Genomic DNA, 14,656 nt, shown 5'->3' with positions numbered 1-14,656 from the left:
ACCCTTCGGCGTACTTGTTCGTGAGCTGCGAGCCCTGCGCGGCCATCACGGCCGGGCTCGTGTAATTTTCCGAGGCGATCAGCTCGATGTGATCTTCCTGGCGGCGATTTTCCTGCTCGATCGCTGCAAAGACTTCGGGATCGGTGTTTTCGACGGTACTGGTGGCTCGATTGAACATGTCGTTTTCCAATGACGAGTGAAGAAGTGTCCTGTTTGACGGGCAGGCAGTCGCACTGCGCTATTTGAAAAGACCAGCGGCGCTTGCGCTAGAACGATTGCGACACATCGATAGGACGTTGTGAGAATCGGCGGCTTTCCTAGGACTTTCCCCTAAAGCGTGTGCTTCCATCGGCTTGCCGTTCGGGCTGCCGAGGGCTGTCCTTCGGCGCGCTGTTCGCCGCAGAGCCCCGTCGGTATTGGCATTGCGGGTCGACTGCCTGGCGGGGCGCCGTCCGGGCGACCGCGTCCCGCGTCGCATGCATTACCAAAGGTATGGGAAAGGATGGAGAAAATGTAGCTGGATGATGCAATTTGGCTTGATACGCTGCAATCAATGCATTAACCACCTTTTGAAAGCGCGATATTTGACCGAATATTCCAATAATCGGCGGATTGTCGGTGATTAGTGCGGCCTTGCGATCGGCGATGTTCGATTTCGACGCAAGCGGCGCGAAACCCGCGATACAGGCGAACGACGGATGCGCTGGTGAATGCAACCGCGATCGTCGACCGAGCGCATCAATTTCCTGAAACAGCCAGCAGGGATGACCGAATGACCCCGAATCTGACATACACGCCGAGCGACGTATTACCGCAACGCGCAATCGATGCGGACGCCGCGCCATCGGTGGCCCGGCCCGTTGCCGTATCCGGAACCGACATTCTGACGGTCAGGAACCTGTCGAAGATCTTCGGCCCGAAACCCGAACGCGCGGTGGAGCTGATGAAGCAGGGTCTCGGGCGGAACGAGGTTTTCGCCGAGACCGGCAACATGGTCGCGGTCAACGACGTGAGCCTGAGCGTCAAGGCCGGGGAGATTTTCGTCATCATGGGACTGTCGGGCTCGGGGAAGTCGACGCTCGTCCGGCTGCTCAACCGGCTGATCGAACCGACGTCCGGCCAGGTCGTTCTCGAAGGCCGCGACATCGCGCCCATGTCGACGCTGGAGCTGCGCGCCGTGCGCCGGCAGAAAATGGCCATGGTGTTCCAGTCGTTTGCGCTGCTGCCGAACCGCACGGTGCTCGACAACATTGCGTACGGACTCGAAGTCGCAGGCATCAAGAAGGCCGAGCGGTACGACATCGCTCGCGCCGCATTGAAGCGCGTCGGCCTGGGATCGTACGAGAAGCTGCTGCCGAGCGAGCTCTCCGGCGGCATGCAGCAACGGGTGGGCCTTGCGCGTGCCCTTGCCGTGAATCCGTCGGTGCTGCTGATGGACGAAGCGTTTTCGGCGCTCGACCCGCTGATTCGATTCGAAATGCAGAACGAGCTGTTGCGCCTTCAAAAGGAGGAGCAGCGGACGATCGTCTTCATTTCCCACGACATCGAAGAAGCGGTCAAGATCGGCGGCCGGATCGGCATCATGAAGGACGGTTGCCTGATTCAGGTCGGCACGCCTTCCGAACTCATTCAGTCGCCTGCGGACGAGTACGTGCGGGACTTCTTCCGCAACGTCGACGTGTCGCGCTTCCTCAAGGCTTCCAGCCTGCTGACCCAGGTCGACCGCGGGCTGATTGCGTGCGATGCCGGCACGCCGTCCGAGCGCTACCTCAATCAGCTGATCGACAGCGGCGCCGAATGCGGGTACGTCTGCGACGAGGCCGGCCGGTATCTGGGTTGCGTCACGGCGGCGACGCTGCACAAATCAGGAAGCCGCCCGATTCGCGAAGCGTTCCTTCACGACGTCGGCGGGGTTTCGACGGAAACGGATCTGCATCAGCTCGCGGCCATCGCGCTGAACCAGCAACACGATGTGCCCGTCACGGATGCGGCCGGCAGGTTCGCGGGCGTGGTGTCCTGCCGGACGATACTCAAACAGGTGATGGAACGGAGGGCGGCATGAATTCGTCGGTTATCGGGAAGTTTGCAGAAAGCGTCGTCAACTTCCTTTTTCAGCATTTTCGCGGTGGTTTCGACGCATTCTCGGCCGGACTCGGCGCGGTGGTGAAGCTGCTTGAAGACGGGCTTGCCGCGATTCCGTTCGTCGCCATGCTCGTCATCCTGGTCGGGCTCGCATTGTGGCGTCGCGGTGTCGTGTTTTCGATCTTCGTCGGCATGGCGCTCCTCGTCATCCACTACATGGGCTTGTGGGCGCAGACCGTGTCCACGCTGGCGCTCGTGACGGCCGCGACGTTCTTCAGCCTGGTGATCGGCGTGCCGCTGGGCATCTGGGGCGCGCGGAACAGCCGGGTCGGCATGGTCCTGCGGTCGCTGCTCGATTTCATGCAGACGATGCCCGCATTCGTCTACCTGATTCCGGCCGTCATCCTGTTCGGACTGGGGCGTGTTCCGGCCGTGATTGCGACGATCGTGTTCGCGATGCCGCCGGTCGTACGCCTGACGACGCTCGGGATTCGCCAGGTGCGCGAGGAGTTGATGGAGGCCGGGCGCTCGTTCGGCAGCACGGATTGGCAGCTGCTGTGGAAGATCCAGCTGCCGAACGCGTTGCCGTCGATCATGGCCGGTGTGAACCAGACGATCATGATGGCACTTTCGATGGTGGTGGTCGCATCGATGATCGGTGCAGGCGGCCTGGGCGAGTACGTGCTGAGCGGCATTCAGCGTCTCGACATCGGGATCGGCTTCGAAGGTGGTCTCGGCGTCGTGCTGCTCGCGATCGTGCTGGATCGTCTGACGGAGAGCTTCGGCGTGAAAGCGAAGAAGTCCAGGCCGGCGCATCGGGCGAGGAAGTCGAGCGCAAGCAGCACCGCGCAGACCTGACCGATCCTTCGGCGACGATCGCGGGCGTTCGCTCCGGACGCGATCGACCGGGGTGCGTGAAGTACGGAGCGGCACGGTGATGCAAGTGCCGTTTCGAAAGCAGTGCAGCAGTGCGCGGGGACCAGACACGCTACATCACGGCGTCCGTCATCGTTCAACGACTTGGTTGATTACAAAGGAGTACTAGATGAATAGCAATGCATTCAAATCGCTTCTTGCGAAACTGGCGGTGTCGGCGGTCGTTTCCCTCGGTGTCGGCGTCGGGCCTGCCTCGTCCGCCGAACCGGTCAAGATGGCGGTGACGAACTGGGCGGACGTCCTGGCGGTTGCCAATGTGGCCAAGTACGTGCTTGAAACCAATCTGAAGCAGCCCGTGCAGTTCGTGCAGGCCGATATCGGCATCCAGTACCAGGGCGTGGCGCGCGGTGACCTGGACATCATGGTGGGCGGGTGGCTGCCGGTGACTCACGCGACGTATTACGCGAAGTACAAGAACGACATGGATGACGTCGGCATCATCTATACGGGGGGCAAGAATGGCTGGGCAGTGCCGGCCTACATTCCCGAGGCCCAGTTGTCGTCGATTGCCGATCTCAACAAGCCCGAGGTCAAGAGCAAGCTGAACGGGACCATCCAGGGCATCGAACCGGGCGGTGGCCTGATGCAGGCGTCCGAAAAGACCGTCAAGGCCTACAACCTCGATGGCTACAACCTCCAGGCGTCGAGCGAAGCCGGCATGCTGGCGGGCGTGTCACGCGCCTATCAATCGAAGCAGTGGATTGTCGCAACGGCCTGGAGCCCGCATTGGCTCTTCCAGAAATGGCAGATGCGCTACCTGAAGGATTCGAAGGGGACGTTGGGCGGCGAGGAGCAGATTCACGCATTCGCGTCGAAGCAGTTTGCGGGCAAGTTTCCGCGAGCCGATGTGTTCTTCAAGCACTTCAAGCTGACGCTCGCCGATGTCGAGGCGATCGAGTTCGACGGCAACAGCACGAACGACTACGCGACTGCGGCGAAGAAATTCGTCGACGCGCATCCGGACAAGCTGAAGGCCTGGTTGCAGCAGTAAGCCGCGCTTCGCGGTTTCCGCAATCGGCACGATGCGGCAGCGTGCGGAGACCGGGCGCGCGTATATGGCTCGGGGCCGAGATTGCATCGGCCCGGCCTCGACGAAACCGGCAGCTTTGCAGAACCTGCTTGACGTGATGACCTCCCCATCGGAGCGACCCAGTGAACGACAACTCGCGCTTTTTTTACGAACCGTTGCAGAGCCGCGACCCCGTCATCGCATCGGAGATCGCGCTGGAGTTGCGTCGCCAGCAAACCCAGATCGAGTTGATTGCGTCCGAAAACATCGCGTCGGCCGCGGTGATGGAAGCACAGGGCACCGTGCTGACCAACAAGTACGCGGAGGGATACCCGTCCAGGCGGTACTACGGCGGTTGCGATCACGTCGATCGGATCGAGGCGCTTGCGATCGACCGCGTGCGTGCGCTGTTCGAAGCGGAATACGCGAACGTGCAGCCACATTCGGGCGCGCAGGCGAACGGTGCGGTCATGCTCGCACTGGTGAACCCCGGCGACACGGTGTTGGGCATGTCCCTGGACGCCGGCGGCCACCTGACGCACGGCGCGCGACCGGCGCTGTCGGGCAAATGGTTCAACGCGGTGCAGTACGGCGTGAGTGCGGACACGCTGCGCATCGATTACGACGCGGTTCGCCGGCTGGCCGAGCATCATCGTCCGAAACTCATCATTGCGGGCTATTCGGCCTACCCGCGCGCAGTCGATTTTTCGATATTCCGCGAAATCGCGGACGGCGTCGGCGCGCTGCTGATGGCGGACATGGCGCACATCGCGGGGATCGTCGCAGCCGGCCGGCACCAGAATCCGGTCCGGTATGCGGACGTCGTGACCTCCACCACACACAAGACGCTGCGCGGGCCGCGAGGCGGTTTCATCCTGACGAACCACGGCGACATCGCCAGGAAAATCGATTCGGCGGTGTTTCCCGGCCTGCAGGGCGGGCCGCTGATGCACGTGATCGCAGGAAAGGCGGTTGCGTTCGGCGAAGCGCTGCGTCCGGAGTTCACGGCCTATATCGACCAGGTCCTGCGCAACGCACAGACACTCGGCGACGTCCTGAAGACGGGCGGGCTGAACCTCGTCACGGGCGGCACCGACAACCACCTGCTGCTGGTCGACCTGCGTGCCAGGCGCATCACGGGTATGCAAGCGGAAAGGGCACTGGAACGGGCAGGCATCACATGCAACAAGAACGGCATTCCGTTCGACACCGAAAATCCGGCCGTCACGTCCGGAATACGGCTTGGTACGCCGGCCGGCACCACGCGCGGGTTCGGTACGGCCCAGTTCGAGCAGATCGGCGAAATGATCGTCGAAGTCCTGGCGGCGCTCGAATCCGATCCGAATGGCGACGAGAAAGTCGAGCGTGCGGTTCGAAGCCGCGTGCGCGACCTGTGCAGTCAGTTTCCGATTCATGCGCACGTGGAGGCGTACGCCTGAGTCACGGTGTCCGGCGGATCTCCAGGAATCGATGGATTCGCAAATCTTTCCAGTCGATGCGGCATCGCAATCGTGGTGTCGTGTCGAGAAGATGTTTGTCCAGAACGTCAGTCGTCTGCTTCCTTCCACCGCTGAACATGGCAGCGGAGGCGAGTAGAGGTCCTGACCAACTTGTTGAAGAGAGGAATCGAAATGAGCTTCGAGGGCGTGCATACCCCGCTGGTCACACCGTTCAACGCAGACGGCGAAATCGATCATGAATTGCTCGGGCGGCATGCGGCCGGCCTGGCTGGCCGCGTGTCCGGCCTCGGCATCGGCGGAACCACCGGCGAATACTACGCGCTGAGTTTCGACGAGCGCGTCCGGACGTTCAACACCGTTGCCGACGCGGCAGGCGGCAAGGCGTTCCTGACTGCCGGCATCAATGCGACCACGACCAAGGAAGTGATTCGCCTGGGCCAGGAGGCGAAGCGGGCCGGGCTGTCGGCGCTGCTGGTCGCCGCACCGTATTACGCGCAGCCGACCCAGCAGGAACTGCTGGCCCACCTGCTGAAGGTCGACGATGCGCTCGACATGCCGGTCATGCTGTACAACTTCCCGGCGCGCACGGGCACGGCAATCGGCGATGACGTGCTCGCCGCGGTGCTCGAGCGGCGCAACTTCGTCGCGATGAAGGAAAGCACGGGCGACATTTCCCATCTTCATCATCTCGCCACGCATTTCCGCGACCGGCTGGTGCTGAGCTGCGGGATGGACGACCAGGCGCTCGAGTTCTTCGTGTGGGGCGCGAAAAGCTGGGTGGCGGGCGCGTCGAACTTCCTGCCCGAAGCCCATACGGCGCTCCATGACGCGTGCGTGAAGCGAGGCGATTTCGAAACGGGTCGCAAGCTGATGGCGCAGCTTCTGCCGGTGCTCGAGCTGCTCGAGCGCAGCGGAAAGTTCATTCAATACGTGCGTTGCGGCTGTGAACTGGCCGGGTTGCCGGTCGGCCCGGCGCGTGCGCCGCTTGGCGCGCTGTCGGACGAAGAGCGCAACGCATTCGCACAGCTCGTGAAGCCGCTGCTGCGCCAGGATCAGTGACACGACATGGCCTCGAATCTGGAATTCGCGCGGTTTCCCGCACCTGACGGCGTCAACGGCTGGTGGGAAATCCTGCCGCCGCCTTCGTCGGCGGACACGGTATCGTCCGAGTGTCGATACGACTGGGTCGTCGTGGGCGGCGGCATTACCGGACTGTGCGCCGCCCGGAGGCTGGCCGAGCTCGATCCCGGCGCGTCGATTGCACTCGTCGAGGCGGACCGCATCGGGCGCACGACGGCCGGACGGAATTCCGGATTCTTCGTCGACCTGCCGCACGACATCAGCAGCGAAAGCTATTCGCGCAGCGTGGAAGAGGACAAGGCCGACGTTCGGTTCCAGCGTCACGGGATCGACTATGTGCGCGCGGCGGTACGCCGGCACAACATCAATTGCGACTGGCGGGACGACGGCAAATTCCATGCGTCGGCCAACCGGAAAGGGGAGGCGGCGCTCGCCCATTTCGCGGACGGCCTCGCGAGGATCGATGAAGCGTTCGAATGGCTCGACGGTCCGGCGATCCGCGCGGTGACCGGGACGGATTTCTATCGCGGCGCCCTGTTCACGCCAGGCTGCAGCACGGTGCAGCCGGCCGCGCTGATGCGCGGTCTGGCGGCGACGCTGCCGAGGAACGTGAAGGTATTCGAGCTGAGTGCGGTGACAGAAATCGAGCATCGCGGCGACGCCAGGGTGCTGCATTTCGCGCGCGGCAGGATCGTCGCGAAGCAGGTCATTCTCTGCACGAACGCTTACGCGGCGACGTTCGGCCGGCATCCGAACGGGTTGCTGCCCGTTTATACGTTCGCGTCGATGACGCGCGTGCTGAACGCGGACGAAGTCGACAGGCTCGGCGGAACGCCATCGTGGTCGCTGATTCCGGCGGACCCGATGGGCACGACCGTGCGTCGGCTGGCGACGGACCGCATCTGCGTGCGTAACCATTTTGCGTTCCGGCCCGGGCTCGAAGTGTCGCCGGCCGACCTCGTGAAGGCGAAAAGCCTGCATCAGCGATCGTTCGACCGGCGATTTCCGATGCTGAACGGCGTCGAACTGGAATACACGTGGGGCGGGCCGTTGTGCCTGTCCGCGAACAACGGCGCGTTGTTCGGGCGGCGGGGCGACGGCATCTTCGAAGCGGTCGGATGCAACGGCCTCGGCCTGAGCAGGGGATCCGCGTCCGGCAAGCTCATCGCCGAATACGCGCTCGGTCAATCGGGCGACCTCGTGCGTCAGCTGCTGAATCAGCCGCATCCGCGTTCGTTGCCGGTTCGGCCGATCGTCGACGTGGCCGTATCGGCCGCGATCTGGGCGAAGGAATTTTCGGCGGGGGCCGAGCTTTGATCAATGAGGACAGGACATGACGACTCATCAGGAATGGAAGCAGAAAGCAGAAGCGCTGTCGCTCGACGGACGGGCGTTCATCGGCGGGCGGCGATGTCCGGCCGCATCGAACGAGACGTTCGGCACGCTCAATCCCGCGTCGGGCAAGGTGCTGGCCGACGTGGCCCGATGCGATGAGAAGGACGTGAATCGCGCGGTCGAGGCTGCCCGCGAAGCGTTCGAATCCGGCGTGTGGTCGAAGGCCGCGCCGGCCCATCGGAAAGCGGTTCTGCTGCGACTGGCGCAGCTGATCGACGAGCATGCGGAGGAACTGGCGCTTCTCGAAGCGCTCGAGGCGGGCAAGCCGATCGGCGAGTGCCTCGGGCTGGATATTCCGGAAGCGGCGGCCTGCATTCGCTGGCACGCCGAAGTGACCGACAAGCGATATGACGCGCTATCCCCGTCGGGATCAGGCGTCGTCAGCATGATTACCCGCGAACCGATCGGCGTCGTCGGCACCGTGCTGCCGTGGAATTTCCCGGCGCTGATGCTCGCATGGAAGATCGGCCCGGCGCTGTCCGTCGGCAACAGCGTGATCGTGAAACCGGCCGAGCAGACATCGCTGTCGACGTTGCGCGTCGCCGATCTCGCGCTGGAGGCCGGCGTGCCCGCGGGGGTGCTCAGCGTCGTCACCGGCTTCGGCGAAGGCGCAGGCCAGGCGCTGGGACGCCATCCCGACGTCGACCTCGTCGCGTTTACCGGATCGACCGCAACCGGAAAGCGCTTCCTGCACTATTCGGCGGACACGAACCTGAAGCGTGTGGTGCTCGAATGCGGCGGCAAGAATCCGCAGGTCATTCTGCCGGATGTCGCGAATCTCGATGCAGTGGCCGAACAGGCGGTGGCAGCCGCGTTCTGGAACATGGGGGAGAACTGCAGCGCCGGTTCCCGGATCCTCGTTCCGTCGCACAAGAAGGCGGAATTGCTGGAAAAAATCCAGGCGGTGCTCGCGGGATGGAAGATGGGCGACCCGCTCGATCCGGACGTGAAGCTCGGCGCGCTGATCGAGGAAAAGCACCATCAAAAGGTGCTTGGGCATATCGAGAAGGCGAAGGCGGAAGGCGCGCGCGTCGTATGTGGCGGGCGTGCGACGCTGACGGAGACCGGCGGGTGGTTCGTCGAGCCGACGATCTTCGATCAGGTGACGCCTGACATGAGCATCGCACGCGAAGAGGTGTTCGGGCCGGTCGTCTGCTTCATCGAATACGACGATGTCGACGACGCCGTTCGAATCGCCAACGACACGTGCTACGGGCTTGCCGCGTCGCTGTGGACGGATAACGTGAACAGCGCGCACAAGATCGCGGCCCGCATCCGCGCGGGCACCGTGACGGTGAACTGCTTCGGCGAGGGGGATCTTTCCACGCCGTTCGGCGGCTTCAAGCAGTCGGGGTTTGGCGGGCGCGACAAGTCCGTGTATGCGCACGATCAATATTGCGAGTTGAAGACCACGTGGCTGAAGCTCGATTGAGTGCGGCGACATGAATGCCGGCCCGGTGTGTCTGCCGGGCCGGCACACTGTTGCGCGGCGCTGCACGAGCCTGCCGCGCACGAACGGGAGGCGGAATCGAATGCAGCTTGGATTCATTGGAACCGGCGTGATCACGAGGGCGGTCGTCACCGGGTTGATCCGGTCCGGCATGCCCTTCGACCGGGTGACGCTTTCTCCGCGCGGCGCAACGACGGCTGCCGCGCTGGCTGCACTCGACGCGCGGGTGCGCATCGGCGTCAGCAATCAGGATGTGCTGAACGTGTCGGACGTCGTCTGTCTTGCCGTCGTGCCGCACATCGCCGCCGACGTGCTGCGGGCGCTCGAATTCGATCGGCGCCATCATGTCGTCAGCTTCATCGCCGGCATGCCGATCGCCAACGTGGAGGCGCTTGTCCGCCCGGCGGCCAGGGTCGTTCGCGCGATACCGTTGCCGGCCGTTGCCGAGGGCAAGGGGAGCACGGCAATCTGTCCGCCGGACGGGGTCGCTAAATCCCTGTTCCAGGCGGTGGGCGAGGCGGTCGAGGTGGAGGACGAGCGCACGTTCGACGCGCTCTCTGCCGTGACGGCGACGATGGCAAGCTTTTACGCGGTGCTGGAAAGTCAGGCTTCCTGGCTCGTGCGGCAGGGGCTTCGATACGACGCGGCCCGCGCATTCCTGTCCCGGTACTGCGTCGGCCTGGCGCATGAAACGACGCGGACGGACCGGCCCTTTTCAGCCATGATCGAGCATTGCATGACGCCGGGCGGCATCAACGAGCAACTGCACGCCGAGCTATCGAGCCGCGGCAGCTACGCGCACTACGAAGAAGCGCTCGATCGGGTGTTGAAGCGGATCGAAGGGCACATGTAGGGTGCCGTTCGCGCCGGCAGTGCTCCGCTTCCGCAAGCGCCTCTCTTGCAAGCTGGCGGGCGGACTCGCAAACTGGTTCGATCCGGTTCGCTTGTGCGGTTCGTGGCAGGATTGCAGGTTTTGCGCCGGCAGACTGCGTGCGTTGACGAACGGCGCCGTGAACTGCGTCGCGAGTATCCGTTTTGAGAGTGAAAGCCATGTCGAAGAAGCAGCTATTTACAGACCGACTCCTCGCGCAGATGCCGTCGCTCCGCGCGCTGCGGTGCTTCGTGACGGCGGCGCGCTACGAGAGCTTCACCCAGGCCGCAGAGGTACTGTGCGTGACCCAGGCGGCAATCAGCAGACAAATCAAGGAGCTGGAGGATTCCCTGGACGTCGCGCTGTTCGAGCGTACGGGCAGGCATATCGCGCTGACGGACGCCGGCCGCATCCTGTACAACGCGTCGTATCTGTCGATCATGAACATCGCGGAGGCGGCGGAGGCCGTACGCCGCACGGACAGGCACGCGCTGACGATCTGCGTCTCCCATACGTTTTCCGCGCTGTGGCTGTCGTTCCGGCTGCCGGCGTTTCGCGAGCGTTTTCCGGATATCCGGATGCACGTGATGGTCACGGAACACTTCATGGAGCTGGACGAGCTGATGGAACCCGACGTCATCATCACCAAGAATCCGCCACGCGAGGCCGAGTTCGAGGTCGAGCCGCTGTTTCATGACATCGTCTACCCGGTTTGCAGTCCGTCGTTCCACGAACGTCACTTTCGCGGCAGGACATTGAAGCCGATGGACCTGCTGTCGCAACCCACGTTGAACCTGTCGTTGCTGGGGCGTGCGCAGATTTGCGAGCATGTGGACTGGCGAGTGTGGCGAAACTGGTTTCAGCAGGGTGACGGCACGGACACGCTGGTCGACAACAAGCATCTCGAGAGCAACGACTACCGGCTCCTTGTTGCGCAGGCCGAAGCCGGCGAGGGGACGCTGCTCGGCTGGCATCACCTCGTGCATCGCCAGGTCGAGCAGGGGAGCCTGGTGCGGCCGGTTCCGGACGTGCTCGTGTTTCGTGACCGTCATCATTATCTGATTACCCACAAGAACGCACGGTCGCGCCCCGAGTATCGGCAGTTTCGCGACTGGCTCGATGCCGAGGTCGGCGCAATGATGCGCGGCTGGCTCGACGTCGGCGTCGAAGTCGGCAAATAGCGGGCGATGAAGCCGAATGCGCAACGCGCCGCCCGGGTGGCCGAAAATGTGTCGTTTCCGTTTGTCGGGAATGCATTGACGCAGGCAGTTCCATCGTGAGCCACTCGATCGACGCCACAGCCGCAGCTTCACGACAACTCCGCTTTGGAATCGTGCTGTTGCCGAACTTCACCCTGACCGCATTCTCCGGTTTCGTCGACCTGCTCAGGCTCGCGAGCGATGAAGGCGACATGAGCCGGCCGGTTCGATGCGCGTGGACCATCGTCGGAGAAAATCTCGTTCCGGTTCGCGCGAGCTGTGGCATCCAGATCACGCCGTGGACGACTTTCGAACAGGCGGGGGCGTTCGATTACATCGTGATCGTGGGCGGGCTGTTGCATTCGGGGCCGTCGGCAAGCGATGCGACATTGGCGTTCATTCGCGCGATGGCTGACACGTCGGCCACGCTCGTGGGCGTTTGTACGGGCGCGTTTGCGCTCGTCCGGGCCGGCGTGATGAGTGGATATCGCATCTGCGTGAGCTGGTTTCACTACTGGGATTTCGTCGAGCGCTTCCCGAACATCGACGAGCGCAACCTCGTCGCGGACCGGCTTTTCGTCGTGGACCGACGCCGCATTACCTGCTCAGGGGGCCGCGCGTCGATCGACGTGGCGGCGGCCATCCTGCTTCGCCATGTCGAAGCCACGATCGTCCGCAAGGCGCTCCGCATCCTGCTGGTGGACGATGCTCAAAAGGGGCACGCTCCGCAACCGCATCCGCCAGGGCTCGCGCCCGCGACGCATCCGAAGGTCCGGCGGGCCATTCTGTTGATGGAACAGCACATCGGCCAGCCGCTGAGTCAGATCGAGCTGGCCCGACGGCTCGACGTGTCGGTGCGGCAGCTCGAACGTCTTTTCGCTGCGGAAACGGGCAAGTCGCCGCGCGCCTACGCGAGACAGATTCGGATACGGATGGCGTCGTGGCTGCTGACGAGTTCCGATCGCACGGTGGCCGATATCGCGACGTCCTGCGGATTTTCGGATGCTTCGCACCTCGGTCGCGAGTTCAGGAAGGAATTCGGAGAATCGCCAAACGCGTATCGTGCGGCGCGGCTGCCGAATGCCGCGGAGACGGTGCTTGTCGGGTAGATCGCGCAAAACCGCGCGAAACCACGCAACGCCGATGCGCAGTCTTTTCAATCACGTTGAACGCTCGGAGATGGACGCGATGCAGAGCAACCGGACACACGATATGGCGGTTCCCCTTGTCGGATTGAAGATCGACGGCGGACGCCGCTGGTATTCGATCGATGAACGCGACTGGCGGCCCATGAAGATCAGTGACGCCGTTCTGCCGGGCTTTTCCTGGATTCCGGTGGCCGAAGACGAGAATGGTGCGTGGAGCAGTTACTGGATGCGGCTCGACGCGGGTGCGCGATCACCGGAGCACCGGCATGACTCGACGGAGATGATCCTGATTCTGGAAGGGGTCTTCACGGACGATGACGGCACCGATTTTCTGCCGGGCCAGACCGTGACGTATCCGGCCGGTTCGCGGCACAGCACGTCGTCGGCACGCGGCTGTGTGGTGCTGGTTGTCGCGCAAGCCGGTGCGAGCGTGGTTTCGCAGTGAGGTGCGGGCGGCAGGCGGCTGCTTCTGGTCAGGATAACCAAAAGTATGGGATTTTCCCAAGGAAACGTTTCTGGCATCCGGAATTTGGATTGGTACGCTCCCGGCTGCTTCGATTGTTGTCGCACCTGATGCCGGACTGCTGCTGTCCGGTCCCGGGTGGCGAACATGGTTGCCGGTGCGTTTGATGCCCCCGACCGTGCGAGACGACGACTGCGAAAGCGAGCCGTAGCGGCAATCTGACCTGGCGATTGGCGGAAGGCTGCTTTTAGCGATGAATTCGCGATATCCCGGAATAAAAGGTTTGGAGACCTGAATGAAACAGAAAATTCTCGCGTGCATGGTTGTTTCCGCAGTTTCGGCGCCCGTGCTGGCGCAAAATTCCGTGACGCTTTACGGCTTGATCGACGAAGGTTTCAATTACACGAACAACGTCGCGGGCAGCAAGGTTTACGAACTCCAGAGCGGATTCGTCCAGGGCAGCCGTTGGGGCTTGCGCGGTTCGGAGGACCTGGGCGGCGGCCTGAAGGCCGTCTTCCAGCTCGAGAACGGTTTCAATGTCAACAACGGCCGGCTCGGGCAGGGCGGCCTGATGTTCGGCCGTCAGGCGTACGTCGGCGTCACGTCGGATCGGCTGGGCACGGTCACGCTCGGCCGCCAGTACGACTCGGTCGTCGATTACCTCGCGCAGACGACCGCGAACGGCAGCTGGGGCGGCTACATGTTCTCGCACCCGTACGACAACGACAACACGGACAACACGTTCCGGGTGAACAACACCGTCAAGTACGCGAGCCCGAACATCGGCGGCCTGCAGTTCGGCGGTACCTACAGTTTCAGCAACGACACAAATTTCGCGAACAATCGGCAGTACAGCGCCGGTGCCCAGTACACCGTCGGAAACCTGCTGCTCGCCGCGGCTTACCTGCAGGCGGATCATCCGTCGTCGAGCGCGGGCGGCGCGATCAACAACGGCGGCGACGAAAACTTCGTCGGCAACAAGCTCCGGATCTTTGGCGCGGGCGCCAGCTATACGTTCGGGCCGGCGAATGTCGGCATCGCGTACACGAACACGTACGTCGGCAACCCGCTCAGCTCGGGATACGTCGGTGCGATCACGCCGGCCGCCGGCACGTTGTCGAGCCTGCGATTCCAGAACGTCGAGATCAACGGCAAGTATCAGTTCACGCCATCGTTCTTCGCCGGTGCGATGTACACGTACACGCGCGCCGATTTCAACGCGACGAGCGGCAAGCAGCATCCGAACTATCAGAGCGTCGGGCTGATGGCCGATTATTTCCTGTCCAAGCGCACGGACGTGTACGTACAGGGCGCATACCAGCACGTCGGCGGCGACCGCACCGGCACCGTCCTCGACGTTGCCTATGTGCCCGGCGCCGACGACGTGTCGTCGAACCGGAATCAGGTCGTCGCGCGCGTCGCGCTGCGCCACAAGTTCTGAGCGGGGCCGTGCCGGAGGGAGCGACCGGCACGCAGCGGCCGCTCCCCGCGAGTGCACGTGTGACGAATGGCGGGGCGACAGGTTGGTAGAATCTGCGCGGTAGAACATACGTTGATCCGAAA

The 14,656-nt window shown here is 63.3% G+C and carries 12 protein-coding genes and 1 pseudogene; 12 read left to right on the top strand and 1 reads right to left on the bottom strand.

The window, feature by feature from the left end:
- Positions 1-178, bottom strand: a pseudogene (gene glyA, locus ACV229_RS02590) (serine hydroxymethyltransferase); the annotation flags it as partial.
- Between the two features lie 594 nt (positions 179-772).
- On the opposite strand from glyA (ACV229_RS02590), the gene ACV229_RS02585 reads away from it, so the two are divergent.
- The 12 genes from ACV229_RS02585 to ACV229_RS02530 all read left to right on the top strand — a co-directional run bounded on the left by ACV229_RS02585 (position 773) and on the right by ACV229_RS02530 (position 14,534).
- Complete coding sequence (locus ACV229_RS02585; RefSeq protein ID WP_448081542.1) at positions 773-2,062, top strand: quaternary amine ABC transporter ATP-binding protein; 1,290 nt, start codon at positions 773-775, stop codon at positions 2,060-2,062.
- The gene (locus ACV229_RS02580) at positions 2,059-2,940 is read left to right on the top strand and encodes an ABC transporter permease (RefSeq protein WP_448081541.1); all 882 of its coding nucleotides are present in this window, start codon (positions 2,059-2,061) and stop codon (positions 2,938-2,940) included. The genes ACV229_RS02585 and ACV229_RS02580 overlap by 4 nt, the downstream gene beginning before the upstream one ends.
- 187 nt (positions 2,941-3,127) lie before the next feature.
- A complete protein-coding gene (locus ACV229_RS02575) occupies positions 3,128-4,009 on the top strand; it encodes a glycine betaine ABC transporter substrate-binding protein (protein WP_448081540.1) in 882 nt (293 codons plus the stop codon).
- A 161-nt stretch (positions 4,010-4,170) separates the two neighbouring features.
- Positions 4,171-5,466 carry a serine hydroxymethyltransferase gene (gene glyA, locus ACV229_RS02570; RefSeq protein WP_448081539.1) on the top strand — a complete coding sequence of 432 codons (1,296 nt, stop codon included), beginning with the start codon at positions 4,171-4,173 and terminating at the stop codon, positions 5,464-5,466.
- A 192-nt stretch (positions 5,467-5,658) separates the two neighbouring features.
- Complete coding sequence (locus ACV229_RS02565) at positions 5,659-6,546, top strand: dihydrodipicolinate synthase family protein (RefSeq protein ID WP_448081538.1); 888 nt, start codon at positions 5,659-5,661, stop codon at positions 6,544-6,546.
- Positions 6,547-6,552: 6 nt separating this feature from the next.
- The gene (locus ACV229_RS02560) at positions 6,553-7,884 is read left to right on the top strand and encodes an NAD(P)/FAD-dependent oxidoreductase (protein ID WP_448081537.1); all 1,332 of its coding nucleotides are present in this window, start codon (positions 6,553-6,555) and stop codon (positions 7,882-7,884) included.
- Between the two features lie 16 nt (positions 7,885-7,900).
- Positions 7,901-9,394 (top strand): aldehyde dehydrogenase, encoded by a 1,494-nt coding sequence (locus ACV229_RS02555; protein WP_448081536.1) that lies wholly within the window; start codon positions 7,901-7,903, stop codon positions 9,392-9,394.
- A 100-nt stretch (positions 9,395-9,494) separates the two neighbouring features.
- Entirely contained in the window at positions 9,495-10,265 is a 771-nt protein-coding gene (locus ACV229_RS02550) for a pyrroline-5-carboxylate reductase (RefSeq protein WP_448081535.1), read from the top strand.
- Positions 10,266-10,462: 197 nt separating this feature from the next.
- A complete protein-coding gene (locus ACV229_RS02545) occupies positions 10,463-11,464 on the top strand; it encodes a LysR substrate-binding domain-containing protein (protein ID WP_448081534.1) in 1,002 nt (333 codons plus the stop codon).
- A 95-nt stretch (positions 11,465-11,559) separates the two neighbouring features.
- Positions 11,560-12,591, top strand: a complete 1,032-nt coding sequence (locus ACV229_RS02540) for a GlxA family transcriptional regulator (RefSeq protein WP_448081533.1) — start codon at positions 11,560-11,562, stop codon at positions 12,589-12,591.
- A gap of 34 nt (positions 12,592-12,625) precedes the next feature.
- Positions 12,626-13,075 (top strand): cupin domain-containing protein, encoded by a 450-nt coding sequence (locus ACV229_RS02535; RefSeq protein WP_448081532.1) that lies wholly within the window; start codon positions 12,626-12,628, stop codon positions 13,073-13,075.
- Between the two features lie 313 nt (positions 13,076-13,388).
- Positions 13,389-14,534 (top strand): porin, encoded by a 1,146-nt coding sequence (locus ACV229_RS02530; protein ID WP_448081531.1) that lies wholly within the window; start codon positions 13,389-13,391, stop codon positions 14,532-14,534.
- The last annotated feature ends 122 nt before the right edge of the window (positions 14,535-14,656 follow it).

The organism is Burkholderia sp. MR1-5-21, assembly GCF_053427715.1.
This window is presented reverse-complemented; position numbering and strand designations above follow the sequence as displayed.

Bases quoted from the DNA above. Each gene is read 5' to 3' on its own strand.
- ACV229_RS02545 (WP_448081534.1), top strand. From the start codon at position 10,463: ATGTCGAAGAAGCAGCTATTTACAGACCGACTCCTCGCGCAGATGCCG.
- ACV229_RS02555 (WP_448081536.1), top strand. From the start codon at position 7,901: ATGACGACTCATCAGGAATGGAAGCAGAAAGCAGAAGCGCTGTCGCTC.
- ACV229_RS02530 (WP_448081531.1), top strand. From the start codon at position 13,389: ATGAAACAGAAAATTCTCGCGTGCATGGTTGTTTCCGCAGTTTCGGCG.
- ACV229_RS02585 (WP_448081542.1), top strand. From the start codon at position 773: ATGACCCCGAATCTGACATACACGCCGAGCGACGTATTACCGCAACGC.
- ACV229_RS02565 (WP_448081538.1), top strand. From the start codon at position 5,659: ATGAGCTTCGAGGGCGTGCATACCCCGCTGGTCACACCGTTCAACGCA.
- ACV229_RS02575 (WP_448081540.1), top strand. From the start codon at position 3,128: ATGAATAGCAATGCATTCAAATCGCTTCTTGCGAAACTGGCGGTGTCG.
- ACV229_RS02560 (WP_448081537.1), top strand. From the start codon at position 6,553: ATGGCCTCGAATCTGGAATTCGCGCGGTTTCCCGCACCTGACGGCGTC.
- ACV229_RS02550 (WP_448081535.1), top strand. From the start codon at position 9,495: ATGCAGCTTGGATTCATTGGAACCGGCGTGATCACGAGGGCGGTCGTC.
- ACV229_RS02580 (WP_448081541.1), top strand. From the start codon at position 2,059: ATGAATTCGTCGGTTATCGGGAAGTTTGCAGAAAGCGTCGTCAACTTC.
- ACV229_RS02535 (WP_448081532.1), top strand. From the start codon at position 12,626: ATGCGCAGTCTTTTCAATCACGTTGAACGCTCGGAGATGGACGCGATG.